At 56.0% G+C, this 16,895-nt stretch carries 14 protein-coding genes; 8 read left to right on the plus strand and 6 right to left on the minus strand.

Going from position 1 to position 16,895, the window contains the following annotated elements; genetic code table 11:
• Nucleotides 1-34 precede the first annotated feature (34 nt).
• The 6 genes from accC to DD606_RS17655 form a co-directional block, all read right to left on the minus strand.
• Nucleotides 35-1,384, minus strand: a complete 1,350-nt coding sequence (gene accC / locus DD606_RS17630) for an acetyl-CoA carboxylase biotin carboxylase subunit (protein ID WP_003860388.1) — start codon at nucleotides 1,382-1,384, stop codon at nucleotides 35-37.
• A gap of 10 nt (nucleotides 1,385-1,394) precedes the next feature.
• A complete protein-coding gene (gene accB, locus DD606_RS17635; RefSeq protein ID WP_008502856.1) occupies nucleotides 1,395-1,859 on the minus strand; it encodes an acetyl-CoA carboxylase biotin carboxyl carrier protein in 465 nt (154 codons plus the stop codon).
• 21 nt (nucleotides 1,860-1,880) lie between these two features.
• Nucleotides 1,881-2,333 carry a type II 3-dehydroquinate dehydratase gene (gene aroQ / locus DD606_RS17640; RefSeq protein WP_003860391.1) on the minus strand — a complete coding sequence of 151 codons (453 nt, stop codon included), beginning with the start codon at nucleotides 2,331-2,333 and terminating at the stop codon, nucleotides 1,881-1,883.
• Nucleotides 2,334-2,567: 234 nt separating this feature from the next.
• Nucleotides 2,568-3,167, minus strand: a complete 600-nt coding sequence (gene msrQ, locus DD606_RS17645; protein WP_032660525.1) for a protein-methionine-sulfoxide reductase heme-binding subunit MsrQ — start codon at nucleotides 3,165-3,167, stop codon at nucleotides 2,568-2,570.
• Nucleotides 3,168-4,169 (minus strand): protein-methionine-sulfoxide reductase catalytic subunit MsrP, encoded by a 1,002-nt coding sequence (gene msrP / locus DD606_RS17650; protein WP_003860395.1) that lies wholly within the window; start codon nucleotides 4,167-4,169, stop codon nucleotides 3,168-3,170.
• Nucleotides 4,170-4,246: 77 nt separating this feature from the next.
• Nucleotides 4,247-5,221, minus strand: a complete 975-nt coding sequence (locus tag DD606_RS17655; protein WP_003860398.1) for an MDR family oxidoreductase — start codon at nucleotides 5,219-5,221, stop codon at nucleotides 4,247-4,249.
• A 182-nt stretch (nucleotides 5,222-5,403) separates the two neighbouring features.
• On the opposite strand from DD606_RS17655, the gene csrD reads away from it, so the two are divergent.
• The 8 genes from csrD to DD606_RS17695 form a co-directional block, all read left to right on the plus strand.
• On the plus strand, nucleotides 5,404-7,344 hold the full coding sequence (gene csrD, locus DD606_RS17660) for an RNase E specificity factor CsrD (RefSeq protein ID WP_129258934.1): 1,941 nt from the start codon (nucleotides 5,404-5,406) through the stop codon (nucleotides 7,342-7,344).
• Nucleotides 7,345-7,626: 282 nt separating this feature from the next.
• On the plus strand, nucleotides 7,627-8,670 hold the full coding sequence (mreB, locus tag DD606_RS17665) for a rod shape-determining protein MreB (protein ID WP_000913396.1): 1,044 nt from the start codon (nucleotides 7,627-7,629) through the stop codon (nucleotides 8,668-8,670).
• Between the two features lie 62 nt (nucleotides 8,671-8,732).
• The gene (gene mreC / locus DD606_RS17670; protein ID WP_003860400.1) at nucleotides 8,733-9,749 is read left to right on the plus strand and encodes a rod shape-determining protein MreC; all 1,017 of its coding nucleotides are present in this window, start codon (nucleotides 8,733-8,735) and stop codon (nucleotides 9,747-9,749) included.
• Nucleotides 9,749-10,237, plus strand: a complete 489-nt coding sequence (gene mreD, locus DD606_RS17675; protein ID WP_003860402.1) for a rod shape-determining protein MreD — start codon at nucleotides 9,749-9,751, stop codon at nucleotides 10,235-10,237. Before mreC ends, mreD begins: the two co-directional genes overlap by 1 nt.
• A gap of 9 nt (nucleotides 10,238-10,246) precedes the next feature.
• Nucleotides 10,247-10,840: a nucleoside triphosphate pyrophosphatase gene (locus DD606_RS17680; RefSeq protein WP_129258936.1), complete on the plus strand. Its 594-nt coding sequence runs from the start codon at nucleotides 10,247-10,249 to the stop codon at nucleotides 10,838-10,840.
• Complete coding sequence (rng, locus tag DD606_RS17685; protein WP_003860405.1) at nucleotides 10,830-12,299, plus strand: ribonuclease G; 1,470 nt, start codon at nucleotides 10,830-10,832, stop codon at nucleotides 12,297-12,299. Before DD606_RS17680 ends, rng begins: the two co-directional genes overlap by 11 nt.
• 42 nt (nucleotides 12,300-12,341) lie before the next feature.
• Nucleotides 12,342-16,148, plus strand: coding sequence for an AsmA2 domain-containing protein YhdP (yhdP, locus tag DD606_RS17690; protein ID WP_032608001.1), 3,807 nt, complete (start codon nucleotides 12,342-12,344; stop codon nucleotides 16,146-16,148).
• 83 nt (nucleotides 16,149-16,231) lie between these two features.
• A partial coding sequence (locus DD606_RS17695) for a PmbA/TldA family metallopeptidase (RefSeq protein WP_306768317.1) occupies nucleotides 16,232-16,895 on the plus strand: 664 nt, incomplete at its 3' end.

Genomic DNA, 16,895 nt, shown 5'->3' on the forward strand with positions numbered 1-16,895 from the left:
CCGGATAATCCGGCCTTTTAGCAACACTGATCTCTTACTTCTCGTTCAGACCGAGTTTTTTCTCCAGGTAGTGGATGTTAGTCCCACCATTCTGGAAGTGCTCGTCGCTCATAATGCGCATCTGGAGATCAACGTTGGTTTTGATCCCGTCGATGATCAGCTCCTGAAGGGCGTTCTTCATGCGGGCAATGGCCACGTCACGGTTTTCGCCGTAGCAGATCAGCTTACCGATCATTGAGTCATAGTACGGCGGTACGGTGTAACCGGCGTAGATATGGGACTCCCAGCGCACACCAAAGCCACCCGGCGCGTGGAAACGCGTGATTTTACCCGGGCTTGGCAGGAAGGTGTTCGGGTCTTCGGCGTTGATACGGCACTCTACCGCATGGCCTTTAACCACAACTTCTTCCTGTTTGATGGACAGCGGCTGACCGGCTGCGATACGCAGCTGTTCTTTGATCAGGTCAACGCCGGTGATCATTTCGGTAACCGGGTGTTCAACCTGAATACGGGTGTTCATCTCAATGAAGTAGAACTCGCCGTTTTCGAACAGGAACTCAAAGGTACCCGCCCCGCGATAGCCGATATCGACACACGCTTTGGCGCAACGCTCACCGATGTAGCGACGCAGTTCCGGCGTAATGCCCGGCGCTGGCGCTTCTTCGACGACTTTCTGGTGACGACGCTGCATGGAGCAGTCACGTTCTGCCAGATAGATCGCGTTACCCTGACCGTCAGCCAGCACCTGAATTTCGATGTGGCGTGGGTTTTCCAGGTATTTTTCCATGTACACCATGTCATTGCTGAAAGCGGCTTTCGCTTCTGCTTTGGTCATGGAGATGGACTGTGCCAGTTCAGCATCGCTGCGCACAACGCGCATACCGCGACCGCCGCCGCCGCCGGACGCCTTGATGATAACCGGGTAGCCGATGCGTTTAGCATGAGCACGGTTAGCATCCATGTCGTCGGTCAGAGGGCCGTCAGAGCCTGGTACGGTTGGTACACCGGCTTTTTTCATCGCGGTGATCGCAGACACTTTGTCGCCCATCAGGCGGATGGTGTCGGCTTTCGGGCCGATGAAGATAAAGCCAGAGCGTTCAACCTGCTCAGCAAAGTTGGCGTTCTCAGAGAGGAAGCCGTAACCCGGATGAATTGCCACCGCGCCGGTGATTTCAGCGGCGCTGATGATAGCCGGGATGTTCAGATAGCTTTTTACGGACGGAGCCGGGCCAATACAGACCGTCTCATCCGCCAGCAATACGTGTTTTAAATCGCGATCCGCGCTTGAGTGCACAGCGACAGTCTTGATGCCCAGTTCTTTACAGGCACGAAGAATACGCAGTGCGATCTCGCCGCGGTTGGCGATAACAATTTTATCCAGCATGTACGCCTCGTTACTCGATGACGACCAGCGGCTCGTCAAATTCAACCGGCTGACCACTTTCGACCAGAATCGCTTTCACAGTACCTGATTTGTCTGCTTCTATCTGGTTCATCATTTTCATCGCTTCAACGATGCACAGGGTATCGCCTACGTTGACTTTCTGACCCACTTCGATGAACGCCTTCGCGTCCGGGCTCGGGGTGCGGTAGAAAGTACCAACCATTGGGGAACGTACGATGTGACCACTGATTTCTGCTGCAGCGGCAGGTGCGGCTTCAGCTGCTGCTGGCGCAACGGCTGCTGAGAGCGCAGGCTGCTGCACTGGCGCAGCATAAGCTTGCTGCATTACCGGGAAGCTAGCGGCTGGGGCTGCACGGCTGATGCGTACAGACTCTTCGCCTTCAGAAATTTCCAGTTCGGAGATGCCTGATTCTTCAACCAGCTCGATCAGTTTTTTAATCTTACGAATATCCATGAGTGGGTTCCGTACTCTTGTTTAGTGTGATTGTGACAAGCGTTTTACCGCTGTCTGTAAAGCGTATGAATAGCCGTCTGCACCCAGCCCACAAATCACGCCAGCGGCGATATCTGACAGGTAGGAGTGGTGGCGGAACGGCTCTCGGGCGTGCACGTTACTCAGGTGAATCTCGATAAACGGGATACTCACCGCGAGCAGTGCGTCGCGTATAGCAACACTGGTGTGCGTAAACGCGGCCGGATTGATCAGGATATAGTCCACAGTGTCTTTAGCCTGATGAATACGGTCGATGATTGCGTACTCCGCGTTAGACTGAAAATGGTCCAAATCCACATTCAGCGACGCTGCTTCCGTACTCAGACGGTTAACAATTTCGCTCAATGTTAGCGTGCCGTACTTCTCTGGCTCACGGGTGCCGAGCATGTTCAGGTTCGGTCCGTTTAAAACTAAAATTTGGAATTTATCAGCCATTATGCCGCTATCTCCTGCGATTTTCGGGTAAAAAACAACATATACCCTCAAAGCGCAATTGTCACCCTTTCAGAGGCCTAAAACCCCTGTCCGGAAAACCGAAGTCGCACATTATAACGATTTCGTAGCATTTGGCAGCTAAATACTGGTCTTATCAGGGAAGATTATCAACCGCTATCCGAAAAAGATTCGCGGTTGATAAATAATCTGCGGGAAAACGCACAGTTTCGTGAACTATCGCAACCACTGGCGGAACTTCTTGTAACGCCACGCTAAAAGGGCCAGGGCCAGCAGGGCGTAGATGACCGGCTGAGGGGATAAAATCTTCACCGACCACAGGTAATGAATAGGGGCGAGGATCGCGACAAGATAGACGAAGTTATGCAGTAGTTGCCAGCGTCGACCCAGTTTTCGCTGCGCATACTGCGTGGATGTCAGCGTCAGCGCCAGTAAAACCAGCCAGCTTACGATACCCAGCGTCAGATAGGGACGCGTCACCAGTTCGCTGCCAAGGAGTGCCAGGTTGTTAATGCCCAGTTCCAGCAGGGCGTAGCTGGTGAGATGCAGCGTTGCCCAGGCGAAACACCATAGCCCTAAAAGCCGACGGGTGCGTATCAATAATGGCTGTTTAGCGTAGCGCGCCAGCGGTGAGACGAGCAAGGTCGCCAGCAAAAATTTCAGAGCCATCCGACCCGTAAAATGCTGAATATCTTTCGCCGGATCGGCACTGAACTGTCCCTGGCTGGCTGCCCAGAAGAGCCAGATAAAGGGGAGAAATCCGGCTAAATGCAGGAGTACCTTCAGCCAGGTTATCTGCTTTGCCGTTAAACGCACTTAGAAGTTCTCCCGTAAGTTCAGACCACGGTAGAGGGATGCCACCTCATCCGCATAGCCGTTAAATAGCAGCGTTGGCTGGCGTTTAACATCCAGCGCGCCGCCGGAACCGATAAAACGTTCTGTTGCCTGCGACCAGCGCGGATGGTCAACGTGCGGGTTAACGTTGGCAAAAAAACCATACTCGTCAGGCGCTGCCAGGTTCCAGGTGGTGGGGGGGCGTTCACGGGTGAGCTTAATGCTGACGATCGATTTGATGCCCTTGAAACCGTATTTCCACGGTACGGTCAGGCGAATGGGTGCCCCGTTTTGCGGCGGCAGCGCTTTGCCATAAACCCCGACGGTGAGCAGCGTAAGCGGATGCATGGCTTCGTCGAGACGTAAACCTTCAACGTAGGGATACTCCAGCCCGCCGCCGATAAACCGATCCTTCTGGCCTGGCATCTCGTCCGGGGCATAGCGCGTCTGGAAAGAAACATACTTCGCGTTGCTGGTGGGCTCAACCAGCGCCAGCAGTTTATGCAAAGGGAAACCTACCCACGGCACCACCATCGACCAGGCTTCCACACAGCGCATACGGTAAATGCGTTCTTCAAGGGGGAAGCGGGTGGTGAGGTCATGATGATCCAGCGTCAGCGGTTTTGCCACCTCGCCATCTATCTTCAGCGTCCAGGGATCGGTTTTCATGCTCCCGGCGTTGGCGGCAGGATCGGCCTTATCAAGACCAAACTCATAGAAGTTGTTATAGCCGGTGACTTTATCTTCCGGCGTCAGCGTCAGTTTATTCTGCCACTGTGCCGGTTTGGTGAAGTCAAGCGGTGCGCCGGAGGGGGCTTTCGGGCGATCGTTGCCCTTAAACCAGTCGAGTAGATCGGCATGGGCCGCAGGGGTGAGCGTCAGGGCAGTGGCGCTGATGCCAAGCATTTTCAGGATCTGGCGGCGCTGTAGCATAAAGACAGATTCAGACGTTACGTCGGCTTCCGTCAGTTTTCGGGTTTTCATGGCATCCTCCGTCAGGCGTTTTTCTAAGCATGACGGAGGAGGAGGGTTAGCGCGAATATGTCACGAAAATTTGAAGATTAGGCGATTTTAACCAGCGCACGACCGTGGAACTGGTTGTCCATGATTTTATTGGCGAACTCTGGCGCCTGGCTCAGGGTAATCTCAGTGGCGCTCTGCTCATAGAATGAGGCTGGCAGATCCTGCACCAGACGTTCCCAGGCCTCAGCCCGCCGCTCGGCTGGGCTCATGACCGAATCGACACCCTGAAGACGCACGTTACGCAGAATAAATGGCATCACCGTCGTCGGCAGGGCAAAACCACCCGCCAGACCACAGGCTGCCACGCAGCCGCCGTAATTCATTTGCGCCAGCACCTTCGCCAGCACGTTGTCGCCGACGGTATCTACTGCGCCAGCCCAGACCTGTTTTTCCAGCGGACGGGTCTCGGCGAATTCGTCGCGGCTCAGAATACGGCTTGCGCCCAGCTGACGTAGATAATCATGCGTACTTTCGCGGCCAGAGACGGCGGCGACCTGATACCCCAGCTTGTGCAGCAGCGTGACGGCCGTGCTGCCCACGCCGCCGCTGGCGCCGGTGACGACAATTTCGCCCGAGTCAGGACGAATCCCGGCCTCTTCCAGCGCCATCACGCACAGCATGGCGGTGAAGCCTGCCGTGCCGATGATCATCGCCTTACGACCGTCCAGGCCTTTCGGCATCGGGACCAGCCAGTCACCTTTGACGCGCGCCTGTGCTGCCAGTCCGCCCCAGTGGTTTTCACCTACGCCCCAGCCGGTGAGCAGCACCTGCTGTCCGGCGTGAAAACGCGGATCTTCACTGGTATGCACGCGGCCTGCAAAGTCGATTCCTGGCACCATCGGGAAATTTCGGATGATTTTACCTTTTCCCGTAATCGCCAGTGCATCCTTATAGTTCAGGCTGGACCAGTCGATATCTACGGTCACGTCGCCCTCCGGCAGGCGGTTCTCCTCAATGGCTTGCACCGAGGCAACGGTTTTGCCGTCCTGCTGTTCTAAGATCAAAGCCTGCATACAGGGTCCTCACTAGGTTTGATGATGGGAAAATATGTCCTGATGACTATACTCGCTCAATGAAACGCAGTGCCGATTTAACGCAATAAATTGCCAGATACACCAGGTTTGGTAGTATGTCGCATTTAAAATGCAAGTTAGTGCTCACTTGCCCCCCTTCAACCCACGGAGTAATCTCAAGGATGCGATTAACGACGAAGTTCTCAGCTTTTATTACCTTGCTGACGGGGCTGACCATATTTGTCACGCTAATCGGCTGCTCGCTGAGCTTTTACAATGCCATCCAGGATAAGCTGGTTAACCGGGTTGAATCGGTTGCATCGGTTATCGACACTCGCCTGATAACGTCCTCCTTCCCGGCGCTTTCGCGTGAGCTGGATGAGTTAATGGTGCCTGTGGATATAGTGCAGATCGACATTAAACAGGGGAAGCAGACCGTTTTCAGCCATACCCGCCAGAGCAGCTATCGTCCTGCCGGCACGGTAGATCAGTATCGGGACGTCACGGTTAATTCACTTAAACATCCGGGTATGACAATTCATCTGATGTACCAGGATCCGATGAGCAACTATTTACGCTCGCTTATGACCACCGCGCCCTTAACCATCGCCGTTGCCTTTATCGTACTGCTGATTTTCCTCGCCGTTCGCTGGCAGCGTCGTCAACTTTCCGGCCAGGAACTGCTGGAAACACGCTCCGTGCGGATACTGAATGGCGAGCGGGGTCCGCAGGTGCGGGGATCGGTTTATGAATGGCCATCACGCACCAGTAGCGCCCTGGACGTGCTGCTCTCCGAAATCCAGTTTGCCAGCGATCAGCGTAGCCGTATGGACACGTTGATTCGCTCTTATGCCGCGCAGGATAACAAAACGGGCCTCAACAACCGTCTCTTCTTTGATAATCAGCTGGCTACCCTTCTTGATGACCCCGAAAAGGTGGGTACGCATGGCGTGGTAATGATGATTCGCCTGCCCGACTTCGATCTGCTCCGTGATACCTGGGGTCAGCGCGTGGCGGAAGAGAACCTCTTTACGCTGATTAACCTGCTGTCCACCTTTATTATGCGCTACCCCGGCGCGTTACTGGCACGCTACCACCGCAGCGACTTTGCCGTCTTGCTGCCGCATCGCACCTTAAAGGAATCCGAGAGTATCGCCAGTCAGCTGCTGAAAGCCGTCGATGCGCTGCCCCAGAGCAAAATGCTCGACAGAGACGACATGGTGCATATAGGCATCTGTGCCTGGCGCGGCGGTCAGTCGACGGAGCAGGTGATGGAACATGCGGAAGCGGCAACGCGTAACGCCGTATTGCAGGGGGCGAACGGCTGGGCGGTCTATGATGATACGCTGCCGGAGAAAGGGCGCGGCAACGTGCGCTGGCGAACCCTGATTGAACAGATGCTGAGCCGGGGCGGACCGCGCATCTATCAAAAACCGGCGGTCATGAAGAGTGGTCATGTCCATCATCGTGAGCTGATGTGCCGTATTTTTGATGGCACCGAAGAGGTTATCTCCGCGGAATATCTGCCCATGGTGTTGCAATTCGGATTGTCCGAAGAGTATGACCGTCAGCAAATCACCCGCCTCATTCCGTTTTTATCGTACTGGCCTGAAGAAAATCTGGCTTTACAGGTGACCGTCGAATCGCTGATCCGTCCGCGCTTCCAGCGCTGGTTACGTGACACGTTAATGCAATGCGAAAAATCGCAACGCAAACGCATTATTTTTGAACTTGCAGAGGCAGATGTAGGTCAACACATCAGCCGGTTGCGCCCGGTGGTGCGTTTAATCAATGCGCTTGGAGCTCGCGTGGCGGTAACCCAGGCGGGTCTGACGCTGGTGAGCACCAGCTGGATCAAAGAGCTGGATGTTGAATTATTGAAGCTGCATCCGGGTCTGGTAAGGAATATTGAAAAACGCACGGAAAACCAGCTGCTGGTACAAAGCCTGGTGGAAGCGTGCAAAGGAACGCAAACGCAAGTATTTGCCACAGGCGTACGTTCACGAAGTGAATGGCAGATGTTGACAGAGCGCGGCGTGACGGGCGGTCAGGGGGATTTTTTTGCCGCCTCTCAGCCGCTTGACACCAATGTGAAAAAATATTTGCAAAGATACTCTGTTTGACCTGCCGTTTACTTTGTTTTCACGTAGAATATCGCGCCTGTAGCTTTGAGTAAGACGAGCATAAAAGCCAGTGAACGACCTTTAATGGGTTACAAGTGAAAGTGAGGGACGCTGCTGTTTACTCAGCCCTGAGGGATTCAGGGGATGAATTTGTAACAAAGGAAACGTGCTGCACTAATTTTCACCGTAGCAGACGATTTTTGCGCCTTGTCGCTGCTGCGTGTGGTTGGTAAAGTAAGCGGATTTTGTTTTCCGCCCCAGCTTTCAGGATTATCCCTTAGTATGTTGAAAAAATTTCGTGGCATGTTTTCCAATGACCTGTCCATTGACCTGGGTACCGCGAATACCCTTATTTATGTAAAAGGACAAGGCATCGTATTGAATGAGCCTTCCGTTGTGGCCATTCGTCAGGATCGTGCCGGCTCGCCAAAAAGCGTGGCCGCAGTAGGTCATGATGCGAAGCAGATGCTGGGCCGTACGCCGGGCAACATCGCCGCGATCCGCCCAATGAAAGACGGCGTTATTGCTGACTTCTTCGTGACCGAAAAAATGCTTCAGCACTTCATCAAGCAGGTTCACAGCAACAGCTTCATGCGCCCAAGCCCGCGCGTGCTGGTGTGTGTGCCGGTTGGCGCGACCCAGGTTGAACGCCGTGCAATCCGTGAATCTGCTCAGGGTGCCGGTGCGCGTGAAGTCTTCCTGATTGAAGAACCGATGGCTGCGGCAATTGGTGCGGGTCTGCCGGTTTCTGAAGCAACCGGTTCTATGGTGGTGGATATCGGTGGCGGTACCACTGAAGTGGCCGTTATCTCCCTGAACGGCGTGGTGTACTCCTCTTCCGTGCGTATCGGCGGCGACCGTTTCGACGAAGCTATCATCAATTACGTTCGCCGTAACTACGGCTCTCTGATCGGTGAAGCGACCGCAGAGCGCATCAAGCACGAAATCGGTTCTGCCTACCCGGGTGATGAAGTGCGCGAGATCGAAGTTCGCGGTCGTAACCTGGCGGAAGGCGTGCCACGCGGATTCACCCTGAACTCCAACGAAATCCTGGAAGCGTTGCAGGAGCCACTGACCGGTATCGTGAGCGCGGTGATGGTTGCGCTGGAACAGTGCCCGCCAGAGCTAGCCTCCGATATTTCCGAGCGCGGTATGGTTCTGACCGGTGGTGGTGCGCTGCTGCGTAACCTCGACCGCCTGTTAATGGAAGAGACAGGTATTCCTGTCGTAGTTGCAGAAGATCCACTGACTTGCGTCGCCCGTGGTGGTGGCAAGGCGTTGGAAATGATCGACATGCACGGCGGCGACTTGTTTAGCGAAGAGTAGTCGGGTGTGAGAGGGTAGCAATTTGCTACCCTTTCTCTCTGACGCGAGAATACGCATAGCCTATGAAGCCAATTTTTAGCCGTGGCCCGTCGCTACAGTTTCGCCTGATCCTGGCGGTTCTGGTTGCGCTCGGGGTCATTATTGCCGATAGCCGCCTCGGTACGTTCAGCCAGATCCGAACGTACATGGATACCGCCGTCAGTCCTTTCTACTTTATTTCAAATGGTCCCCGTGAACTGCTCGACTCCGTGTCGCAAACGCTCTCATCGCGTGACCAGCTCGAACTCGAAAACCGTGCGTTACGCCAGGAACTGCTGCTGAAAAACAGCGAGCTGCTGATGCTGGGGCAATATAAGCAGGAAAACGCACGCCTGCGTGAACTGCTTGGCTCGCCGCTGCGCCAGGATGAACAGAAAATGGTCACCCAGGTGATCTCCACCGTAAACGATCCGTACAGCGATCAGGTGGTGATTGATAAAGGCAGCGTGAACGGCGTATACGAAGGTCAGCCTGTCATCAGCGATAAAGGCGTCGTGGGCCAGGTTGTGGCGGTTGCCAAACTGACCAGCCGCGTGCTGCTGATTTGCGATGCCACCCATGCACTGCCGATTCAGGTGCTGCGTAACGATATTCGCGTGATTGCCGCCGGTAACGGCTGCACGGACGATCTGCAACTGGAACATCTGCCCGCCAACACGGATATCCGCGTGGGCGACGTGCTAGTGACGTCCGGTCTGGGCGGTCGTTTCCCTGAGGGCTACCCGGTTGCGGTTGTCTCTTCCGTGAAGCTCGACACTCAGCGTGCCTACACCGTGATTCAGGCGCGTCCAACGGCCGGCTTGCAGCGTTTGCGCTACCTGCTGCTGCTGTGGGGCGCCGATCGTAACGGAGCTAACCCGATGACCCCGGAAGATGTGCATCGCGTGGCGAATGAACGCCTGATGCAGATGATGCCGCAGGTACTGCCTGCGCCGGATGCGATGGGACCACCTGCACCCGTACCGGCTCCGGCGACGGGGTTAACGCAGCCGCTGCCGGATGCGCCGCCACCGCCGCAAGTCTCGGGTGGAGGGCAGTAGTGGCCAGTTATCGTAGCCAGGGGCGCTGGGTAATCTGGCTCTCATTCCTCGTTGCACTGTTGCTGCAAATTATGCCCTGGCCGGACGACATTCTTGTTTTCCGGCCAAACTGGGTATTGCTCATTTTGCTCTACTGGATCCTTGCCCTGCCGCACCGCGTAAATGTCGGCACAGGTTTTGTGATGGGTGCCATACTGGATCTTATCAGTGGCTCTACGCTTGGCGTCCGCGCCTTATCCATGAGCATTATTGCGTATCTCGTCGCACTCAAATTCCAGCTCTTTCGTAACCTTGCGCTCTGGCAACAGGCGCTGGTGGTGATGTTGTTGTCGCTCGCTGCGGATATCGTTGTTTTCTGGGCAGAGTTTTTAGTGATCAACGTCTCTTTCCGACCGGAAGTGTTCTGGAGTAGTGTAGTAAACGGTGTGCTCTGGCCGTGGCTTTTCCTGCTGATGCGTAAAATTCGCCAGCAGTTTGCTGTGCAATAAAAGGTTTCTATGACGTCTTTGTATCTTGCCTCCGGTTCTCCGCGTCGCCAGGAACTGCTCGCGCAGTTGGGTGTCTCCTTCGAACGCATCGTTACCGGTATTGAAGAAAAACGTGCTGAGGGTGAAAGCGCTCAGCAGTATGTCTCTCGTCTGGCGCTTGAAAAAGCGCAGGCGGGCGTGGCATGCGTGCCGCGTGACTTACCGGTGCTGGGTGCGGATACCATTGTCATTCTCAATGGTGAGGTGCTTGAGAAACCCCGCGACGCAGACCATGCGGCGCGGATGCTGCGTAACATGTCCGGACAAACCCATCAGGTGATGACGGCGGTAGCGCTGGCAGACAGCCAGTACGTTCTGGATTGCCTTGTGGTAACGGAAGTGACGTTCAGAGTCCTCACCGACGAGGAGATCGCCGGCTATATCGCCAGCGGTGAACCTATGGATAAAGCAGGTGCATACGGTATTCAAGGGTTGGGTGGCTGTTTTGTCAGGAAGATAAATGGCAGCTATCACGCCGTAGTCGGCTTACCGCTGGTGGAAACGTATGAGTTGCTGAGCAATTTTAACTCACTGCGTGAGGGAAGGGATAATTATGACGGCTGAATTGTTGGTAAACGTAACGCCATCGGAAACCCGTGTGGCCTACATTGATGGTGGCATTCTTCAGGAAATTCATATTGAGCGTGAAGCGCGACGCGGAATCGTAGGCAATATCTACAAAGGTCGTGTCAGTCGTGTCCTGCCGGGTATGCAGGCGGCTTTTGTAGATATTGGGCTCGATAAGGCGGCGTTTTTACATGCCTCCGATATCATGCCGCACACCGAATGTGTGGCAGGCGAAGAGCAAAAGCAGTTTGCCGTGCGCGACATCTCTGAGCTGGTGCGTCAGGGCCAGGATCTGATGGTGCAGGTGGTAAAAGATCCGCTGGGCACTAAAGGCGCGCGTCTGACCACCGACATCACCCTGCCTTCACGCTACCTGGTGTTTATGCCGGGGGCGTCGCACGTCGGCGTGTCACAGCGTATTGAGAGCGAAAGCGAGCGTGAGCGCCTGAAAAAGGTGGTCAGCGCCTACTGCGACGAGCAGGGCGGGTTTATTATCCGTACCGCGGCGGAAGGGATCAGCGAAGAAGATCTCGCCTCGGATGCGGCCTACCTGAAGCGCGTCTGGACCAAAGTGATGGAGCGTAAAAAACGCAACCAGACCCGCTACCGGCTGTACGGTGAGCTGGCGCTCGCTCAGCGCGTATTACGTGATTTCGCCGACGCCCAGCTTGACCGCATCCGCGTGGACTCCCGTCTGACGTACGAAGCCTTACTGGAGTTCACCGCCGAGTACATCCCGGAAATGCCGGGTCTGCTGGAGCATTACACCGGACGCCAGCCGATATTTGACCTCTATGACGTTGAAAACGAAATCCAGCGTGCGCTGGAGCGTAAGGTTGAGCTGAAATCGGGTGGCTATCTGATCATCGATCAAACCGAAGCGATGACCACCGTCGATATCAACACCGGCGCGTTTGTCGGCCATCGCAACCTCGATGACACCATCTTCAACACCAACATCGAAGCGACGCAGGCCATCGCGCGTCAGCTTCGCCTGCGTAATCTGGGCGGCATTATCATCATCGACTTTATCGATATGAACAATGAAGATCACCGCCGTCGCGTGCTGCACTCTCTGGAGCAGGCGCTGAGTAAGGACCGCGTGAAAACCAGCATCAATGGCTTCTCGCAGCTCGGTCTTGTGGAAATGACCCGGAAACGGACCCGCGAAAGCGTGGAACATGTCCTGTGTAATGAGTGTCCAACCTGCCATGGACGCGGAACGGTAAAGACGGTGGAGACGGTCTGCTACGAGATCATGCGTGAAATTGTCCGTGTCCATCATGCCTACGACTCAGACCGTTTTCTGGTCTATGCTTCCCCTGCGGTGGCGGAGGCCCTGAAAGGGGAAGAGTCGCACGCGCTGGCGGAAGTGGAAATCTTTGTCGGCAAACAGGTAAAAGTGCAAATTGAGCCGCTCTATAACCAGGAGCAGTTTGACGTCGTCATGATGTAAACGCAGTTCGCTGCGAGATTTAAGGCTGACAAGGAGAGACGCGTGAGGCGATTGCCGGGGATTTTACTGCTTACAGGGGCAACGCTGGTCGTGATTGTCGCGTTGCTCGTGAGCGGGCTGCGTCTCGCCTTGCCGCATCTGGACAGCTGGCGTCCGCAGATACTGGCAAAAATCGAATCCGCCACCGGCCTGCCGGTGGACGTGAGTCATATCGAGGCAAGCTGGCAGAACTTTGGCCCGACGCTAGATGCGCGGGATATCCGCGCCAGCCTGAAAGATGGCGGCCACCTCAAAATCAAACGCGTCACCCTGGCGCTGGATGTCTGGCAAAGCCTGCTGCATCTGCGCTGGCAGTTTCGCGATCTCACCTTCTGGCAACTTCAGCTGATGACTAACACGCCGCTGCAAAGCGGCGACAGCGATCGAGGGCTGGAAACCAGCCGTATCAGCGATCTGTTCCTGCGGCAGTTCGATCATTTCGATCTGCGCGACAGCGAAGTGAGCTTTATTACTCTTTCCGGTCAGCGCGCTGAGCTGGCGATCCCTCAGCTGACCTGGTTAAACGGGAAAGATCGCCACCGCGCCGAGGGGCAGGTGAATCTCTCCAGCCTGAACGGGCAGCACGGGGTTATGCAGGTGCGGATGGATCTGCGTGACGACAATGGCCTGCTGAACAACGGCAGGGTCTGGCTACAGGCGGACGACGTGGACGTGAAGCCGTGGCTCGGTGAGTTGCTACAGCAGAACATGCAGCTGGAGACCGCGCGCTTCAGCCTGGAAGGCTGGATGACGCTGACGAACGGGGCGTTCGCCAGCGGCGATATCTGGCTTAAGCAGGGGGGCGCGAGCTGGAAAGGGGAAAACCATCAGCATCAACTTTCCGTCGATAACCTCACCGCACACGTGACGCAGGATAAAGGCGGCTGGCAGTTCGCTATTCCGGATACGCGCATCTCCATGGATAACAAACCCTGGCCGCGCGGCGCGCTGACGCTGGCGTGGATGCCGGAACAGGACGTCGGCGGGATAAACGGTAAACGCAGCGACGAGCTGCGTATCCGCGCCAGTAACCTGGATCTGACGGCGATCGAAGGGCTGCGTTCAATGGCCGCAAAACTTTCACCGGAGCTGGGCGAAATCTGGCTGGCGACGCAGCCGAGCGGGCAGATAAACCGGCTGGCGCTGGATATTCCGCTCCAGGCTACGGAAAAGACGCGTTTTCAGGCGGCATGGAAAAATCTCGCATGGAAACAGTGGAAATTGCTGCCGGGTGCCGAGCACTTCAGCGGTAAACTGGAAGGAAGCGTGGAAAACGGCAGGCTGACGGCAGAAATGCAGGACGCGAAAATGCCGTACGAAACGGTCTTCCGTGCGCCACTGGAGATCGAAAAGGGAAATGCCACTCTCAACTGGCTGAAGAATGACAAAGGTTTTCAGCTCGATGGCCGCGATATTGATGTAAAAGCCAAAGCGGTACATGCCCGTGGTAATTTCCGTTATCTACAGCCTGAAGGCGATGAGCCGTGGCTGGGTATTCTGGCGGGCATCAGCACGGATGACGGTTCGCAGGCGTGGCGCTACTTCCCGGAAAACCTGATGGGGAAAGCGCTGGTGGACTATCTCAGCGGCGCTATTCAGGGCGGCCAGGCGGATAACGCCACGCTGGTCTACGGCGGCAACCCGCACCTGTTCCCGTATAAGCACAACGAAGGCCAGTTCCAGGTTCTGGTGCCGCTACGCAACGCCACCTATGCCTTCCAGCCAGACTGGCCGGCGCTGAAGAATCTGGATATTGAACTCAACTTCCTGAATGACGGCTTGTGGATGAAGACGGACAGCGTCGCGCTGGGCGGCGTAACGGCAAGCAACCTGACGGCAAACATCCCGGATTATTCCAAAGAGAAGCTGCTGATTGATGCGGATATTAAGGGGCCGGGTAAAGCGGTTGGCCCGTACTTTGAAGATACGCCGCTGAATGACTCCCTGGCAGCCACCCTTCAGCAGTTGCAGTTAGATGGCGATGTGAATGCTCGCTTACATCTGGATATCCCGCTGGACGGTGAATTGACCACCGCCAAAGGCGACGTTCGCCTTAATAACAACAGCCTCTATATCAAGCCGCTGGACAGCACCCTGAAAAACCTCAGCGGTCAGTTCAGCTTTGTTAACGGCACGCTGAAAAGTGAGCCGCTTAAAGCGACCTGGTTCAATCAACCCGTTAATATCGATTTCTCCACCACCGAGGGCGATAAAGCCTACCAGGTGGCGGTCAATATGGACGCGAACTGGCAGCCGTCACGCATGGATGTTCTGCCGAAGCCGATTGAGAATGCGGTGGACGGTGCGGTGTCATGGAATGGCAAGGTCGCCATCGACCTGCCTTATCATGCCGGTGCGCGCTATAACGTCGACATTACGGGCGATCTAAAAAACCTCAGCAGCCAGCTTCCCGCGCCGCTGAATAAAAAAAGCGGTGAAGCATTGCCCGTCAACGTTAAGGTTGCGGGCAACCTTAACAGCTTCGATTTAACCGGAAACGCGGGCGGAACAAACCACTTCAACAGCCGCTGGCTGCTTAACCGCAAGCTGACGCTGGACAGGGCGATCTGGACGACGGACAGCCGTACCACGCCGCCGCTGCCGGAGCAGGCGGGCGTTGAACTGAATCTCCCGCCGATGGATGGCGCAGAGTGGCTGGCACTGTTCCAGAAAGGTGTCGGGCAAAACGTCGACCAAACGGCGCAGTTCCCGCAGTCCATTACCTTGCGCACGCCTGCGCTGACGCTGGGCGGGCAGCAGTGGAACAACCTGAGTATTGTCTCCCGGCCGACGGTAAACGGCTCAAAGGTCGAGGCGCAGGGGCGTGAGATCAACGGTTCGTTGATCATGCGCGATCACGCGCCATGGCAGGCGGCTATCCGTTATCTCTATTACAATCCGACCTTTACGGCGTCTAAAGCAGAGTCGACAAGCACTTCTCCTGTCAGTGGCAATGGGACGTCGCGCGTGGATTTCAGCGGCTGGCCCGATCTCCAGCTGCGCTGCGCGGAGTGCTGGCTGTGGGGACAGAAATATGGCCGTATCGACGGTGATTTTGCCATTCAGGGAAATACGCTGAGCCTCTCTGGTGGGCTGGTGGATACCGGCTTTGGCCGCATGACTGCCGCGGGCGAATGGGTGAACAAACCGGGTGAACAACGCACCTCGCTGAAAGGCGATATTAAAGGCAATAAGCTGGACGCCGCGGCTAACTTCTTCGGCATTAGCACGCCGCTTCGCGGATCGTCCTTCGATGTGAATTACGATCTGCACTGGCGCGCTGCGCCGTGGACACCCGATGAAGCTTCGCTTAACGGCATCCTGAAAACCAACTTCGGTAAGGGTGAGATTGCCGACGTGAGCACGGGGCGTGCCGGGCAGATCCTGCGCCTGCTGAGTTTTGATGCGCTGCTGCGCAAGCTGCGCTTCGATTTCAGCGACACCTTCAGCGAAGGTTTCTACTACGATTCCATTCGCAGTACGGCGTGGATCAAAGACGGCGTTCTGCATACGGACGATACGCTGGTGGATGGCCTGGAAGCGGATATCGCCATGAAAGGCTCGGTCAACCTCGTGCGTCGCGAACTGGATATGGAAGCCGTGGTGGCGCCGGAAATTTCCGCAAGCGTGGGCGTTGCGGCGGCCTTTGTGGTGAACCCGATTGTCGGTGCGGCGGTGTTTGCCGCCAGTAAAGTGCTGGGGCCGCTGTGGAGCAAGGTCTCTATTCTGCGCTATCGCATTACCGGTCCGGTCGATAAACCGCAGATTAACGAGGTGCTGCGCCAGCCGCGCAAAGAAGCACCGCAATGATTTGACGTGGGCAGGTAATTGCCTCACTCTCAATAAATACGATCTTTATACCGCCACGGGCGGCAACGAACGAGTAGCAATAGATGAGTCTGAACCTGGTAAGTGAACATTTGCTCGCAGCGAACGGCCTGAGCCATCAGGACCTGTTCTCCATTCTTGGTCAACTGACCGAACGCCGCCTCGACTACGGCGATCTCTATTTCCAGTCGAGCTATCACGAATCCTGGGTTTTAGAAGACAGCATCATTAAAGATGGCTCTTACAACATCGACCAGGGCGTCGGCGTGCGCGCCGTCAGCGGGGAGAAAACCGGTTTTGCTTATGCCGATCAGATTAGCCTCGCCGCACTTGAGCAGAGCGCGCAGGCCGCGCGCACCATTGTGCGTGATACCGGAGATGGTCGCGTGAAAACGCTGGGTGAAGTGCAGCACGCTGCGCTCTATACCAGCATCGACCCGCTACAAAGCATGAGCCGCGAAGAGAAGCTCGACATCCTGCGTCGCGTGGACAAAGTGGCTCGCGCGGCGGATAAACGCGTGCAGGAAGTCTCTGCCAGCCTGACCGGTGTTTATGAACTGATCCTGGTGGCGGCGACGGACGGTACCCTGGCGGCGGATGTTCGCCCGCTGGTGCGTCTCTCTATCAGCGTGCAGGTTGAAGACGACGGCAAGCGCGAGCGCGGCTCAAGCGGTGGCGGCGGTCGTTTTGGCTACGACTGGTTCCTCGGCGACGTTGACGGCGAAGCGC

The organism is Enterobacter cloacae complex sp. GF14B (assembly GCF_004136805.1).
GTDB lineage: Bacteria > Pseudomonadota > Gammaproteobacteria > Enterobacterales > Enterobacteriaceae > Enterobacter > Enterobacter hormaechei_C.

Bases quoted from the DNA above. Each gene is read 5' to 3' on its own strand.
- msrP (WP_003860395.1), bottom strand. From the start codon at position 4,169: ATGAAAACCCGAAAACTGACGGAAGCCGACGTAACGTCTGAATCTGTC.
- DD606_RS17680 (WP_129258936.1), top strand. From the start codon at position 10,247: ATGACGTCTTTGTATCTTGCCTCCGGTTCTCCGCGTCGCCAGGAACTG.
- csrD (WP_129258934.1), top strand. From the start codon at position 5,404: ATGCGATTAACGACGAAGTTCTCAGCTTTTATTACCTTGCTGACGGGG.
- DD606_RS17655 (WP_003860398.1), bottom strand. From the start codon at position 5,221: ATGCAGGCTTTGATCTTAGAACAGCAGGACGGCAAAACCGTTGCCTCG.
- accC (WP_003860388.1), bottom strand. From the start codon at position 1,384: ATGCTGGATAAAATTGTTATCGCCAACCGCGGCGAGATCGCACTGCGT.
- rng (WP_003860405.1), top strand. From the start codon at position 10,830: ATGACGGCTGAATTGTTGGTAAACGTAACGCCATCGGAAACCCGTGTG.
- mreB (WP_000913396.1), top strand. From the start codon at position 7,627: ATGTTGAAAAAATTTCGTGGCATGTTTTCCAATGACCTGTCCATTGAC.
- mreC (WP_003860400.1), top strand. From the start codon at position 8,733: ATGAAGCCAATTTTTAGCCGTGGCCCGTCGCTACAGTTTCGCCTGATC.
- aroQ (WP_003860391.1), bottom strand. From the start codon at position 2,333: ATGGCTGATAAATTCCAAATTTTAGTTTTAAACGGACCGAACCTGAAC.
- accB (WP_008502856.1), bottom strand. From the start codon at position 1,859: ATGGATATTCGTAAGATTAAAAAACTGATCGAGCTGGTTGAAGAATCA.